General features: G+C 61.6%; 7 protein-coding genes and 7 pseudogenes. 7 read left to right on the forward strand and 7 right to left on the reverse strand.

Annotated features, from left to right (window positions below; all coding sequences use genetic code 11):
* Positions 1–13: 13 nt before the first annotated feature.
* A complete protein-coding gene (locus tag RS901_RS15245; protein WP_316149633.1) occupies positions 14–688 on the reverse strand; it encodes an IS6 family transposase in 675 nt (224 codons plus the stop codon).
* 636 nt (positions 689–1,324) lie between these two features.
* Here RS901_RS15245 and RS901_RS15250 point away from each other — a divergent pair.
* A pseudogene (locus RS901_RS15250) lies at positions 1,325–2,679 on the forward strand (IS1182 family transposase).
* Between the two features lie 265 nt (positions 2,680–2,944).
* Here the strand turns inward: RS901_RS15250 and RS901_RS15255 are convergent.
* Positions 2,945–3,214: a DUF5372 family protein gene (locus tag RS901_RS15255; RefSeq protein ID WP_316149634.1), complete on the reverse strand. Its 270-nt coding sequence runs from the start codon at positions 3,212–3,214 to the stop codon at positions 2,945–2,947.
* 14 nt (positions 3,215–3,228) lie between these two features.
* Between RS901_RS15255 and RS901_RS15260 the strand changes: the two are divergent.
* Together RS901_RS15260 and RS901_RS15265 are read left to right on the forward strand one after the other, a co-directional pair.
* A pseudogene (locus RS901_RS15260) lies at positions 3,229–3,411 on the forward strand (integrase core domain-containing protein); the annotation flags it as partial.
* Between the two features lie 367 nt (positions 3,412–3,778).
* Complete coding sequence (locus tag RS901_RS15265; protein ID WP_316149635.1) at positions 3,779–4,354, forward strand: hypothetical protein; 576 nt, start codon at positions 3,779–3,781, stop codon at positions 4,352–4,354.
* A 56-nt stretch (positions 4,355–4,410) separates the two neighbouring features.
* Here RS901_RS15265 and RS901_RS15270 read toward each other — a convergent pair.
* The 4 genes and pseudogenes from RS901_RS15270 to RS901_RS15285 form a co-directional block, all read right to left on the reverse strand.
* Positions 4,411–5,865 (reverse strand): annotated as a pseudogene (locus tag RS901_RS15270) (acetate kinase).
* 75 nt (positions 5,866–5,940) lie between these two features.
* Complete coding sequence (locus RS901_RS15275) at positions 5,941–6,387, reverse strand: hypothetical protein (protein ID WP_316149636.1); 447 nt, start codon at positions 6,385–6,387, stop codon at positions 5,941–5,943.
* A 317-nt stretch (positions 6,388–6,704) separates the two neighbouring features.
* Positions 6,705–7,285: pseudogene (locus RS901_RS15280) on the reverse strand (C39 family peptidase).
* A gap of 111 nt (positions 7,286–7,396) precedes the next feature.
* Positions 7,397–7,762, reverse strand: a complete 366-nt coding sequence (locus RS901_RS15285) for a hypothetical protein (protein WP_316149637.1) — start codon at positions 7,760–7,762, stop codon at positions 7,397–7,399.
* A 1,475-nt stretch (positions 7,763–9,237) separates the two neighbouring features.
* Here RS901_RS15285 and RS901_RS15290 point away from each other — a divergent pair.
* The 3 genes and pseudogenes from RS901_RS15290 to RS901_RS15300 form a co-directional block, all read left to right on the forward strand.
* A pseudogene (locus RS901_RS15290) lies at positions 9,238–9,662 on the forward strand (IS4 family transposase); the annotation flags it as partial.
* 1,204 nt (positions 9,663–10,866) lie between these two features.
* Positions 10,867–11,824 (forward strand): annotated as a pseudogene (locus RS901_RS15295) (IS5 family transposase).
* Between the two features lie 109 nt (positions 11,825–11,933).
* On the forward strand, positions 11,934–12,221 hold the full coding sequence (locus tag RS901_RS15300) for a hypothetical protein (protein WP_316149638.1): 288 nt from the start codon (positions 11,934–11,936) through the stop codon (positions 12,219–12,221).
* A gap of 166 nt (positions 12,222–12,387) precedes the next feature.
* Here RS901_RS15300 and RS901_RS15305 read toward each other — a convergent pair.
* Positions 12,388–13,745: pseudogene (locus tag RS901_RS15305) on the reverse strand (IS1182 family transposase).
* Positions 13,746–13,932: 187 nt separating this feature from the next.
* On the opposite strand from RS901_RS15305, the gene RS901_RS15310 reads away from it, so the two are divergent.
* On the forward strand, positions 13,933–14,436 hold the full coding sequence (locus RS901_RS15310) for a helix-turn-helix domain-containing protein (protein WP_316149639.1): 504 nt from the start codon (positions 13,933–13,935) through the stop codon (positions 14,434–14,436).
* The last annotated feature ends 323 nt before the right edge of the window (positions 14,437–14,759 follow it).

Consider the following 14,759-nt stretch of genomic DNA (forward strand, 5'->3'; position numbering starts at 1 on the left):
CCTGTGAAGATCTTTATGATCCTCCGCCTTGGGCATTCTGATGCCGTCGGCACGTGAGGAGGTGGGAGGCGTTCATTTCATTCAACTCGATGCCGCCTAACAGGATGCGCGCGCAGCGGAAGTCCTTGAAGCCGAGCATTGGTCGAGTCTGGCGCTTGATGGCCCGATGGTCCTGCTCGACAATGTTGTTCAGATATTTGACTCGCCGCACGACGATGGGGGTTGCCTGCCCGGCATTGATGTCGCGCAGTGCGGCCAGGTTGGTCGGGCTGCCGTCGATGGTGACCGTGTCGGGTTGGCCGTGCTGCGCGATGGCCTTCTCGAAAAAGCGCCGCGCCGCAGCCTTGTCACGCTGGGCCCGCAGCAGGAAGTCGATGGTGTTGCCCGCCTTGTCGACGGCCCGATACAGGTACTTCCACTGGCCACGCACCAGGATGTAGGTTTCGTCCATGCGCCAACTCTTGCCCACCTGCCGTTTGCGCTGGCGAAAGATCTTGTTCAGTGCCGGCAGCAACTTCAGCGCCCAGCGGTGCACGGTCGAATGGTCCACCGAGATGCCTCGCTCGGCCATCATTTCTTCCAGATGGCGCAGGCTCAGCGGATAGGCGACGTACCAGCGCACACAGGTCAGCATCACCTCCAGCGGGTAATGCAGACGCTTCAGCACTTTCGCCACTTCTGGGTTCATCACCGCTGTCCACACATCGAGAGTCTGACACCGGCACATTCTACCGAAGGCTTACTGCGACAGAGCCGAATCGGGCTTACCACGTTCCCGTTCTGGCCGACCTCGGCGATACCTCCAGTCCGAGGACTCTCCGTTTAGCGCCCGCCTATCCCCCGGCAGCCCTGATGACGACGTGCCCCTACTGATCAAAGGAGCAACCGGCTGCTTACCTTTTGGTCAGGCCTACCAGCCGCTTTGGCCCATCGGAATTGACGAGGTTTATCAGCGATTCACATCTGTTGCGCATGCGGAAATTTCCTAGTCCCTACACCGCGTTGCGGCTTGCAGCGTGCCACCATTCGTCGCCGAATCATGACGTCTTTCGACGGGTACATTGTCCCCGGAGCTTCAGACCCGACGATTACTCATCGCGCCTGTCCAGGTAGGAAACTGCTGGTCGTACAGCAGGTCACAGCATGCTAGTACCGTATGTGACAAGACAAGAACGAACTTCGCTGCCCGCTGAAACTTAACTACCGACACGCCGCGGGCAAGCAGCACGTGTCGCAATTCCCTAGGAGTTTGTCGGGCTTTGCAGTCTTCCGCAAGATGACGTTGTCCGAGATAATCGCTGGCGCACAACCAAAGACCTACCCGATGAGCCGCTTCGTTCCCGTAGACCGAGATACCGCGTACCTGTTGCCGCCCTCAGTGGACGAATGGCTGCCCGATGATCACTTGGCGCGCTTCGTAGTCGAAGTCATCGAGCAGCTCGATCTGAGCGAACTGACACGCCAATACGCGGGCCGGGGTTCGGCGGCGCACCATCCCGCCGTTGCTGGGCTTGCTGATCTACGGCTATGCCAATGGCGTGCACTCGAGCCGCAAGCTCGAACGCGCGACCTACGACTCGGTGGCCTTCCGCTATGTGGCAGCCAACACCCACCCGGATCACGACACGCTGGCGACGTTCCGGCGTCGATTCCTGAAGGAGGTGGAGGCGCTGTTTGTGCAGGTGCTGGTGCTGGCGCGCGAGATGAAACTGCTCAAGCTCGGGCACATTGCGCTGGACGGCACCAAGATCGACGCGAACGCGAGCAAGCACCGCGCCCTGTCGTGGGGTCATGCCCAAAAGATCGAGGCGCAGTTACGACAGGAAGTGCAGGCCCTGCTTGCGCTGGCCGAGAACAGCGACCGCGCAGCCATCCCGGATGGCATGGACGTGCCGGCGGAGATCGCTCGACGCGAAGACCGCTTGAGCGCGATGGCGCTGGCCAAGGCAAAGATCGAGCAGCGCGCCGCCGAGCGTCATCAACTCGAACAGCAGGAGTACGAGGCCAAGACGGCTAAGCGCAAGTCTCAGCGGGACGCTGGCAAGAAGCCGCGCGGCAAGGATCCCGAGCCACCAGAGGCGGGGCCCAAGGATGGCGATCAGGTGAACCTCACGGATGAAGAGTCACGCATCATGCCCGTCTCGGGGGTGGCTTCGAACAAAGCTACAACGCGCAAGCCGGGTAGACACAGAGACGATGATGGTGGTCACCCAGCACGTGAGCCAGGCGTGCAACGACAAGCGCGAAGTCGTGCCCACGCTGGAGCAGATCGCGGCGTTGCCTGCGGTGCTGGGCGAGGTGCGCACGCTGATCACGGACAACGGCTTCTTCAGTCAGGCCAACGTGATCGCGTGCCACGATGCAGGGATCGAGCCGCTGCTGGCGCTAAGGCGGGAGCCGCATCATGCCCCTGTGCTGGAGCGCTTTGCCCCCGATGTGCCGCAGCCCCAGACCACGGACCCGGTTGTGCAGATGGCGCACCGACTGGGCACACAAGCCGGGCGCGCCCTCTACAGCTTGCGCAAGCAGACGGTGGAGCCGGTGTTCGGCATCATCAAACGGGTAATGGGTTGGCGCCAGATGAGCATGCGCGGGCTGGACAAGGCGCAAGGCGAATGGAGTCTTGTGACCATGGCCTGGAACATCAAGCGCATGCACGTTCTGCGAGCGGTTGGATAGCAAAGTGCGCCTCGACTACCCAAAGCCGAGCCCCTAAGGCGCTCCAATGTGCCATCACAGTGCCTCGTCAACCATCAAGAGCGTTCGATCAGCGCGATTGCCGTCCAAAAATCTCGTCGCACCGATCATTCGGATTCGCCCGGGCTCAAGTCCGACGGACTCCTAGTGCGAAAACACTTGTAGAGAGGTACCCACGGAAAACTTCATCCGGCATAGTTGACTTTACACAAGCGTCGTATTTAGCTTTACGCATCTTCGTGTTTGCTCATGGTTCCAGCGTGGCGATCAGTCGCCCGAGCTCCAGCAGCTCTTCCACGCGAAACAAGGCGCGTCCGGCAGCGACCACGTTGAATGGGTCCTCACCGACGACGCTCGTCCAACTGGCGGGCAGCGCCCGCAGTTGGCCATTCGCGTCGTGAAACCAGACCCTGTCCTCATGCCAGTTCTGGGCGTGAAGGACCAGTTCGAATTCTTGCAAATGAAGGGGATGGAACGGATGAGTTACCTGAAAACGTCGGCTTCCAGCGTCGCTCACGGGCGTAGTTGACTGCGAACTCCAACGCGATGTGCGAGGCCTTCTTCGCCACGCTCGAGTGCGAATTGCTGAACCGCTCGCACTTCGTCACGCACGACGCCGCCCGTCAGGCATTGTTTACCTGGATCGAGGGCTGGTACAACTTACATCGCCTGCACAGCGCCCTGGGCTATCGCTCCCCGCAGGAATTTGAAAAGCTATCTGTCGGTGTCAAGAATCCGTCGCGACACCGGGCCTACACCGCCCCATATCAAGGAGAAAACCCATCGACATAAAATTCCAATGCGGATCTGTCCATCAAAGCGGGGTAACCTCAGCCGGGGTCGTTGCCGCGGCCATCAGCCGGCAGCGGCGCCGCCTGACGCAGGGCATTGTCTTGGTCGCGCTGGCCTTTGCTTTTGCGACCTCGACTGCGGTCTTTAACGCCACCTACCACGCCCAGGCGCGCATCGATGCCGAGCTCACCAATGGCGCAGATGTCACCGTCACCGGGTCGACGCAGGTGCCCGCGTCAATCAGGCTCAAGGAGCTCGCCGGCCGGCTGGCGTCAGCGCTGCCCAGCCGATGCAGCACCGCCTTGCATACGTCGGCACCGATCTGCAGGACCTGTATGGGATCGACGCGACGCACATCGCGGCAGCGACAAGAATGTCGGACGCCTATTTCGAGAGCCGAGATGCCAGAGCAACGCTGGATCTGCTCGCGCGTACGCCCGATGGCATTCTTGTGTCGGAAGAGACCGTCAAGGATTTCCAACTCCGCCTGGGCGACGATTTTCAAAGCCCTTGGCCGAGCTCGAGCAACTCGGCCAAGGGCAGGTTCCGCGCGCGCCGTGTGATTGGCGTGGTTGTAGCGCGCACGCATTGCCACGATCGAGCGGCAGTTCGACGCCGCCGCGCAGGCCGAGGACCGCCAGCGTCACTGGCGCGCGATCAAGCTGCGCGCGCTGCGGGCACTGGCGCTGGAAGGCAGCGGCGCGATGGGGGCGAGGCGACGTTCCTCGCGACGCTGCTCACACGGCTGGAGCCGGCGCGGCGGCATCGCCGCCCGACGCTGCCGCCGCAACGTGTACCCGCAGGCGGCTGCGCGCCGTGTTTTTCTGCGGATGCGCGCGCCTGCGCTGCGGCTATCGGGCCTTGATTTCCAATTTCTAAAGACCCCTACCGAGATATTGACACCCCGCTGGGCTGTGCCCGTCAGAAAGTGATCGGCAAGCGCACATTGACCTGCAGGTCGGGCGTGTCGCGGGTCAGCCCCGCGCCCACCGACAGGTTGAGCGTATAGCGGTTGTTGAAGCGGTACGAATAACCCACCAGCAGGGTGCCCTGCGTCAGGCGCACCGAGCCAGGAACCGTCTGCCCGTTTTGCTTGGTCGGCCAGATGATGCTCTGGTCGTAGCCGATACTAAACGACGAATGCTCGTTGAGCGAGAGGCCCATGCCGAAACTGAACCCGAAGATGTCCCCGGCGCGATCTTGCCGAGGAACTCCTTCTCGCCATTCAGCACAGTACGGCTGACATTGTTGCGGGCGAAGTTATGCAGATAGCTGAAGGTACCAAAGAACACCGCCGGATCGGTCGGCAGCAGCCATGTCATCCCAGGCTGGATCGCCTGGAAGCCAGTGCCGGTCGGCAGGCCCAGCGGCTGGCCGGTACCCGTGATATTCCCAATGCAGCGCGTCACGCAATCGGTCACGACCTCGAACGGATCCTTGCCGGTATTGACTTATAGCGCAACCAGCCGACGAAGAACGGCAACCTTTCATTGCCATAGTTGAGCTGGTATCGAACCGTGGCCTCGACGTCGCCGAGCCCCTTGCCGCTGGCATTGAATACGTTGTTGGTTGTGGAAGGCTGGAAAATCTCCCGGCTGACCGTGGAGCCGGAGACCTGCACGTAGGGCACCCTGGCCTCGATCTCGAGCCGCTTGGTCACGCCGTAGCGCAAGGCAATCGATTCGATATAAGTCGAGGTCTTGACTCGCGCACATCCAGCAATCCGATCAGGATGGCCGGAATGACGGTGAAGCCAACCAGCGCAACACGGTTGTTGGACGAATAGCCGTACTGGAAGCCGGGCTCGACAATGAGCTTCCCGGCCCCTGTCAACACGCCAGGCTGGTCGAAAATCGGGGCAATTTCGGGCGGCCGCGTCTCGCGCTCGGGCGGCTTGCCTACCGGCTCCCCGGTGGATCCGGCCACGGTCTGTGGATCGGCGGACTCCCCCTGCTGCGGCTGGCCTTCTTGCGGCTGCGCAACCATCTGGGGAGGCTGCTGGTCAGCCGGCTGGGGCGCGCCGGTCCCCACGGGCACCGCCTGCGAGGCGCTAGCCCCGGCGGCGGCAGTCGCCGCCGCGGTTGCAGCATCCGAAGGTGTGATGGCTGGCCCCGCTCGCTGTCCGCCACGCTTGCGCGCCAGCACGTCCGTGCCGATCACGCTGCGCAACTCGCGGATGGTAGCTTCCTGCTCCGCCAGCGCCCGCTTCATCGCCTCCAGTTGCGCGGCCTGGTCGGCCATCTCCTTCTGCAAGGACTCGAGCCCGGCGGCCGGCGGCCCGGCATCGGGCAGCGTCTGGGCTTGCGCAAGCCCACCGAGCAATAGCAAGGTCGAGCACCCGGCGTTACGGATGCCCTGCATCGACCGCTTCTTCATGTCGTCTTCCTCCCCCGGGACGGCAGACTGGTTGTGCAGGCGCCTGCTACCTCCTGCGCTTCGCTATGGCTTGCTCTACCTCATGCTGGCGGCGCGCAGCAGCGCGCTGTTCAGCGTTGCGTTGGCCAACTGTGACCGGAATGCCTGTAGCGTATTCACGCCCGCATCGATTGTAGTCAGGATCCGGAAGCTCTGGTTGTCCAATGTGTTCTGAATCACTGTCGCCGGCGCTCCCGCCAGCGTGCCTACAGCCGCGGAATTACCGGGACCGTTCTGGACAACGTTCAGCACGCCGTTGGTGACGACCTGGCCTGTGCCTGCACCTGTGACAATCGTAGTCACCGGCGTGCCGGCAGTGGCCGGGTTGCTCGCGGGCGAGTTGTTCACGGCGGCTTGTGTCGCGTTCACGATCGACGGCCCAAGCGCTGCTGCCAGCTTTGCCGCCTGGTCGGCCGTGATCTTGCTGACATCCGGAATGGTAATGCTGGTTGCAACCGCCAGGGTGCCATTGATGAACACCATGCGTTCGATACCGAACGAAACCTGCAGCCCCCAACATCAAAGCCGCCGCGCATTTCATCCAGCTGTTCATTTGCGACCGGTTTCCAGCCGGCCATTGCGCCGCGCGCGGTGGCGGTGCGTGGGTTGTCTTCCTTTGCATCCAGTGAGGCCAGCACGGCCTGCACCGGGGAGGCAGCCGCGTCGAGAGCGTCAGGCAAAGGCTGCTCGCCGGCGTGCGCCATGCCCGCGCCAAGCAGCATCGCCATGGTCATCGACCCGACCGCGCTGCGTCGGCAGACAGCCGGATGCGACGCGTATATTTGGAGCATGATGGTTTCTCAGAAATCGCTACTGCCATGCGCAGGCATGACAGTGAAGAACAAGCTGTCCCGATTTACTCCCATCCAGTACGGGCCAGTCGGCGCCACGCGCCAGTCGGCGTACTGGTTGAAACGAGCCATCTCCATGCGGTTATGGATCACGAACAGCAAGCGACTGTCCCAGATACGCTTGAAGTGTTCGCGCGACAGCGCACGCGTACCCAAGGCAGGATCACCGACCAGGACGCGGTTGCCCTGCACGCCCTTCACCACCACGAAGTGATGGTATCCATTCTCGACCACCAGCACAATTGCGGGGATCTGCGTTTCCTCCAGCTTGAAAGGGGCAGTTCGTAACCGTCGGCCAGGAAGCCGCGCGACGCAAGGAAGCGCTTCATGTCAAGCAGGGAAAATCCTTCCCTCTGGATTTTGGCCTGCTCGCCACGGGCGTACATTTCCTGAAACACTTCCTGTTCGGAAACAGGCTGTCCATATTGAAAGGTCAGCAGGGTCGCTACCGCCGCCGAACCGCAACTGAAATCGTACTGCTGGCGGATGGTGGTCTTGAAGCGCGCCTCCCTCAAGCTCGTGACCTGCATGCGGTAGTTGCCGCCCGCATCCCGTACGAGGCTTTCCGCGGCCTGTGCCGCGGGGCGCGCCGCCGGCACAGACCAGGAGCAGGGCAGACGACAGTAGGAGCCTGCGCGGTGTCATGGCTTGAACTGTATGTTGACGATGGTCGAGTTCTGGATCAGTACATTGGCCCCGCTGTTCTGAACAACGCTAACGAGGCCGTTTGCTCCGGCAAACGAGCCGCCAGTGATGACATTGTCCCCAGTGCGCACGTTTCGTGCACTGTTGTTGGCCACGTTGCCGCGCACGTTTATATCGTTTTCGACCTGGTCAGCGCCACCGCGAGCACTGGCAAGCCTTTCAACGTTAACCGGTGCGCCGAAGCCACCGGGCGCGCTGAGTCCCGCCCGCGCCGGTTCGGCTGGCAGTGGCTCGGCGTGAAGCGGCAGGCCATGCCAGAGCAGGAATACTATCGACAATGCGCCGATGCGAAGCGAGTGCATGGTGTCGCCCCCTTCTGTTTTTCGAGCTGAGTCTCTTGGTCTTTCGTGCCCCGGCAAGCCGGCTGCGCCGAAATCAGTCAGGCGTCCAGTGAGACGGGAAACCGTTGGCGTGCCCGGACCCGCGCGAGGCAAGCCGGTAAGGCCGCGGTCCCCGTCTGATGACGTGCGTATTGCCGGTCAGGTGCCGCATTGCGGCCGGCACCGCGCGGGCCGGCCATCCGCCCGCCCCGCGCGGTGCCGACGCAACCGCTAGTTACCCACCTTGAAGTTTGCCTGCACGGTAACAGCCTGCTGGGTAAGCGACCCGATGGCGTTCTGGCTAACCATCGTGATGCCCGCGGCACCGGCCCTGACGCTCGTCATATTGTTCGACATGTCGAAGATGCCGGCATGGGCAAAGTCCCACCGCCACTGCCGCCGGCGCCGCCATTACCGCCGGTGGCATTACCTGCATTGCCGCCGTTTCCGCCTTCGCTGCCTTCGCCACCTCTTGTGGCAATCTTGCCGCCGTTGCCCCTGTGGAATCCCCACCATTAGCGGCCAGCCGCCGTCGCCACCTCGGCCACCTTTGGTGATAATCCGGTGGCGGCCGCCGCTGGCATCGCCCTCATTATAGGCATAGCCGCCCTCATCGCCTCGGCCGCCCTTGGTGACAATCTTGCCGCCCTTGCCTCCGGTGGAATCGCCCTCGTTATAGGCATCGCCGCCATCTCCGCCGCGAGCGCCGCGGCCGCCTCTGCTTACAGCCCTCCCACCGTCACCGCCGGAGCCGCCGTTGGCGCTGCCATTGTTCGTGGGGTCGTTTCCGAGGTCCCCCAACGTAACGTTGGACACCGTACCGTTCAGCGTTGTGGTCGCAACCGCTTTGTAGCTAGCCCATGACGCCGACGAATATTCAGCGGCGTTGGCACCCTTCGTGCTCGACTGATCGATGTCCACCTTGTTCTTTTCGCACTCCCCCGCCTGAAATGGTAGAGCCCGCGCATGGGTTCGCCATTGCCTGCCCTGAAAAACCGAAGGCAGCCAGAATGACCGCCGAGGCTAGTAGAGTCTTCTTCATGATGAGTTGCTCCCAGGAAATTTGTGACACCGACTACAGGCGGTAGTCAGGCTCACCTTCGGCACCCTGCCGAGGCAGTCGACGCTTGAGCATAATCGGTGCCAGCTTCGCCACCGACGGCGGAAAACTCTTGTAATTCAAGGCTTGGCAAGTCGTCACACGGGAACTTTTGCGTGCCAAGCCGGTACCAGCAATAGCTGCCTCGGGGTGGGCGACGCGCGAGTGTCACGGCGACGTAACACGGGATTCCGCCTGTTGCAATGCCGGCCTGCGTCGGCTGCAGAAAAACCCCTGATATTTGGCGGCGTCTTAAAGACGGGGCCGATAACTACCTCATGCGCCTGGTGTGTATCAACGTTGAAACAGCCCGCCGTCATCGCAACCGCAGAGAAGTACCAGCGGGTCGGCGCAGGAGAGGGGGACGTGTGATGCTGCCGGGTCTGGCCGGCCCGGCGCTCACCTGTGTAGAGGCCAGGAGATCGGAGCGCCCGCCGGCGTCAAGCCAGTGGTTTGGCGGCTGTTGACGAACCGGCAAGCGCAGGATGCCGATGCTGTCATCGAGCTGGTTGATTGGTATCGGGCCCGGTGGGAGGTCGCTACGTCCTGAAGACCGGCTGCAAGGTCGAAGCGCTGCAGCTGTCGCACATGGATCGTGTGGAGCGGGCCTTGGCGTTGTGGTAGTGGCGTGGCGCATTGCCCGATTGATGCGGTTAGTGGCGGGGCGGGGTTCCTTGGGCGCAAGAGCGACGGCGAGCCCGGCGCCAAGACGATCTGGATCGGCATCAACGAACCATGGATGCAGCACTCACCATTCAGGCATTGCGGGAAGAAATCGGGTAAGAGGACGGCGTTACCGCGATCCCCTCCCCAAAGAACCGCCCAAGCGACTTTCACCGCAAGCGGCTCGCGCATAGCTAAAGCACCTTTTAACCGATGCCGGTCGTGCCATGCAACACAAGACCTTCGCTCACGTCATATCGTTGGCCCATCTCATCGCTGAGACGGGGACGCTGAACTGCCGTAAGAACAGTCTCTTCCAAGCTGCCCCACCTCGGACCTTAGATACTGGTTTGCGACAGCTACACCTCGCGCAAGTCTGCACCCTTTCGGGTCGGGGCAAAGTTTGAACCCCTATGAACCATTACAGTCCGCCATTCGCTTTCTGCGCGTTCTCTTACCCGCACAACCCACAGCGGTCCTTGCGGTTCGCCTGCCCAAGTCAATCTAGCACCTCGGCAGCTGTACGGGCTTACCACGTTCCCATTGTTGCCGACCTCGGTCATATCCTCTGACCCGAGGCCTATCCGTTTAGCGCCCGCCTCTCCCCGGCCGCCCCGATGACGACGTGCTCCCATCACGAAAAAGAGCAACCGGCGGCGCACCTTTTTGGTCCAGGCCTGACAGCCATTAAGCCCGTCACAGATTACGAGGTTTATCGGCGATTCACTTCCGTTGCGCATGCGGAACTTGCCTGGCCTTCACACCGCCTGCGGCTGGCAGTGTCACCCACTCCCGTCGCCGGGATGGGCTGCTGATCGCGAAGTACTTTGTCCCCGGAGCTTCACACCCCGCCGTTACCAGCGACGCATGTCCGGGTAGGCAACTGCTGGTCGTACAGCAGGTCACGACACGTAGCTGCCGTGCGTGACAAGACAACAACGAGCTTTGCCACCCGCTACAACTTCACTGCCAACACGCCGCGGGCAAGCAGCACGTGTCGCACTCATGACTTCCGTATAACGAGATGAGTTCTTAATGTCTGCGCTCAATTCGCGTCGCCTGTTTGTCCCGTACCGCGGCAAATTCAAGCTGCTCCCATCTGCGCTGTGGCACACATCCTGGCAAACTCGAACAGGAGAACGACATTTACCCGGCCTTGTTTACCACCTACACTTCGTTCAGCTTCACAACGTCGAAAGTGGTGAGGATTGGCGTTGTTGCACAAATCCATGGGCTGCGCCTGACGTTTACGCGCAACGGTCTGGGCGACAGCCCTGTTTACTTTCGGTAAGGCGGCGTAGTGTCTTGGATTTTTGCCAGGACGATGCGCAAGGACAAACGACAGCAAAGCGAGCCCAAGGCGGTTTACCGCGTCAGGAACTGGGCGCAATACAACGCTGGGCTGATCGCCAGAGGAGATGTCACGGTGTGGATCGATCAAGATCTGCTGCAGGCGGTCCCAGAAGCCGGAGTGCCCAAGCGAGGCCATCCGCTGGTCTATACGGATGCCGTGATTCAGATGCTGCTTGGTCTGAAGCAAGTGTTCAGGCTTCCACTGCGCGCGCTGCAGGGCTTCGCTGGCAGCTTGCGCAAGCTTGCCTTTGCCAATCTGCCTGTGCCGCACTACTCGACGGTGAGTCGCCGCGCGCAGGATCTGGAGGTCGTATTGCCCTCCCTGCGAACTGATGAACCGCTGCACCTGGTGGTGGACAGCACGGGCCTGAAGGTATTTGGCGAGGGAGAATGGAAAGTGCGCAAGCACGGCTACTCAAGCGGCGCACTTGGCGCAAGGTTCATCTCGCGATGGACGCCAAGACTGGGCAGGTTTGCGCCGCCTTGATGACCCATCAGGACGTCGGCGATGGCGAAGTGTTGTCCGACCTGCTCGATCAGATCCCGGCTGATATGCCGATCGACACCATCGGGGAGACGGTGCCTACGACAGCAAGCCGTGTCACGCGGCGATTGCCGTGCGAGGTGCGCAACCATCGATTCCGCCCCGCGAGGGCGCGAAGCCCTGGGCCGAGCATACGCCAGGTGCGGCCCGGCGTAACGACGTCATCGATGCCATCGAGAAAAGTAGCCGGCGCGAATGGAAGGCGTCCAGCGGATATCACCGGCGCTCGCTGGCTGAGAACCTCATGGGCCGTCTCAAAGCGCTCACTGAAAACTCCCTATGGGCGCGCGAGATCGGCTCCCAGGCCGCCGAGGTGTCCATTCGTGCGGGCGTGCTCAACCGCATGGTGGCGCTTGCTCGCCCGCAGTCCGTCCGCATCGCATGAATTCAGCCGCACAAGGGAACCTCAGCTTTCAAACTGATTTGTGCAACAACGCCGTGAGGATTGAAAGAATTTATGGCTTCTCAGCTTCTCAGCTTCTCAGGAGCGAACATTGATTAAATCTGTTACTTTCCTGAAGGCGGCAATCTCGCACTACGGCGGCAAGAAGGGCGCTGTGGCTAAGGCACTGGGTGTCAGACACAACGCACTCTCTAACTGGCTGAAGCGAGACCACGTCAGCCCGGCAGCCGCCGCCAAATGCGCTCAGATTGTGGGAGACGACGAATCCTTTGCAGAGGCCATCGCTGGTGCAGAAACCATCGAAGATGAGAATGCACGAAACACCGTGCTAAAATTGCTCCACAAGGCTTTCAACCGGTCTTTTTCGGAACACGATTAGCTAGGAGTCCGTCGGACTTGAGCCCGGGCGAATCCGAATGATCGGTGCGACGAGATTTTTGGACGGCAATCGCGCTGATCGAACGCTCTTGATGGTTGACGAGGCACTGTGATGGCACATTGGAGCGCCTTAGGGGCTCGGCTTTGGGTAGTCGAGGCGCACTTTGCTATCCAACCGCTCGCAGAACGTGCATGCGCTTGATGTTCCAGGCCATGGTCACAAGACTCCATTCGCCTTGCGCCTTGTCCAGCCCGCGCATGCTCATCTGGCGCCAACCCATTACCCGTTTGATGATGCCGAACACCGGCTCCACCGTCTGCTTGCGCAAGCTGTAGAGGGCGCGCCCGGCTTGTGTGCCCAGTCGGTGCGCCATCTGCACAACCGGGTCCGTGGTCTGGGGCTGCGGCACATCGGGGGCAAAGCGCTCCAGCACAGGGGCATGATGCGGCTCCCGCCTTAGCGCCAGCAGCGGCTCGATCCCTGCATCGTGGCACGCGATCACGTTGGCCTGACTGAAGAAGCCGTTGTCCGTGATCAGCGTGCGCACCTCGCCCAGCACCGCAGGCAACGCCGCGATCTGCTCCAGCGTGGGCACGACTTCGCGCTTGTCGTTGCACGCCTGGCTCACGTGCTGGGTGACCACCATCATCGTCTCTGTGTCTACCCCGGCTTGCGCGTTGTAGCTTTGTTCGAAGCCACCCCCGAGACGGGCATGATGCGTGACTCTTCATCCGTGAGGTTCACCTGATCGCCATCCTTGGGCCCCGCCTCTGGTGGCTCGGGATCCTTGCCGCGCGGCTTCTTGCCAGCGTCCCGCTGAGACTTGCGCTTAGCCGTCTTGGCCTCGTACTCCTGCTGTTCGAGTTGATGACGCTCGGCGGCGCGCTGCTCGATCTTTGCCTTGGCCAGCGCCATCGCGCTCAAGCGGTCTTCGCGTCGAGCGATCTCCGCCGGCACGTCCATGCCATCCGGGATGGCTGCGCGGTCGCTGTTCTCGGCCAGCGCAAGCAGGGCCTGCACTTCCTGTCGTAACTGCGCCTCGATCTTTTGGGCATGACCCCACGACAGGGCGCGGTGCTTGCTCGCGTTCGCGTCGATCTTGGTGCCGTCCAGCGCAATGTGCCCGAGCTTGAGCAGTTTCATCTCGCGCGCCAGCACCAGCACCTGCACAAACAGCGCCTCCACCTCCTTCAGGAATCGACGCCGGAACGTCGCCAGCGTGTCGTGATCCGGGTGGGTGTTGGCTGCCACATAGCGGAAGGCCACCGAGTCGTAGGTCGCGCGTTCGAGCTTGCGGCTCGAGTGCACGCCATTGGCATAGCCGTAGATCAGCAAGCCCAGCAACACGGCGGGATGGTGCGCCGCCGAACCCCGGCCCGCGTATTGGCGTGTCAGTTCGCTCAGATCGAGCTGCTCGATGACTTCGACTACGAAGCGCGCCAAGTGATCATCGGGCAGCCATTCGTCCACTGAGGGCGGCAACAGGTACGCGGTATCTCGGTCTACGGGAACGAAGCGGCTCATCGGGTAGGTCTTTGGTTGTGCGCCAGCGATTATCTCGGACAACGTCATCTTGCGGAAGACTGCAAAGCCCGACAAACTCCTAGGAAGGCTGATTCCCGCAAGAACTCAAGACTTCTGGCTTGAAACTTTTAAAATATGGTACATAATTAAATTTACAATGATTTGGCCTGTTTCTTGAGGGTCGTGCATGGCGACAGACCGACGCAAAGAGGACAAGCACCGCGCACTGCGGCAGGAGGCGAGCCTCAATCCTCGTCCAGATGCCGTGACACATCCTCTGTTTCGGGACAGAGAGTTCTTCGATCCCCACGATCTGCTGCAGGTCAAGTACGAGATGCTGCGTGCCGTGCACGTGGACAAGTGGTCGATCAGCGAAGCGGCCAAGGCGTTCGGTTTCTCCCGCCCGTCGTTCTATCAGGCTCAGGCGGCCTTCGAGCAGGGTGGGCTGGCCGGTTTAATTCCGCGGAAGACCGGGCCGCGCAGCTTCCACAAATTGACTCCGGCAGTGATCGAATTTCTGGGGCAGGCGCGGGTTGCCGAGCCTACGGTGCGAGCGGAGCGATTGGCCAGTCTGGTACGCCAGAACTTCGGCGTACAGATTCATCCGCGCAGTATCGAACGGCAGTTCCTGCGCCAAAAAAACCGTAACGAAGCCGTCCGTGTCATTGCCGGATCGTGCGCTGTGCAATGACGGACTGATTCCGCGCTATGAAGATCTGAGGCAACAGGCACTTGGATTGCCCTGCGAGATTCCTCGCGGCCAGGGCCTCGTGCTGTTGATGCGCAGCGGCATGAGAGCGTGGATGCAGGCATGGGCTCAGTGCGCGACCACGGTTGTACGGCGGCAGCCGCCGCCTGGTGAGGCAGAGATCATCCCCTTCACGCTGCATCAGGAGGCGACGTTCATTCCATGCGGTTTTACACATCTCTGACCTTCCAAAGCGACCAGAGCGCCCGGGAAAAGCGTTTACTTTCAACGAGTTGAAGCGCCCCTTGTAAACTCTCTAAGTCTCG

Origin of the sequence: Cupriavidus sp. BIC8F (assembly GCF_032465815.1) — a bacterium.
Taxonomy (GTDB): domain Bacteria; phylum Pseudomonadota; class Gammaproteobacteria; order Burkholderiales; family Burkholderiaceae; genus Cupriavidus; species Cupriavidus necator.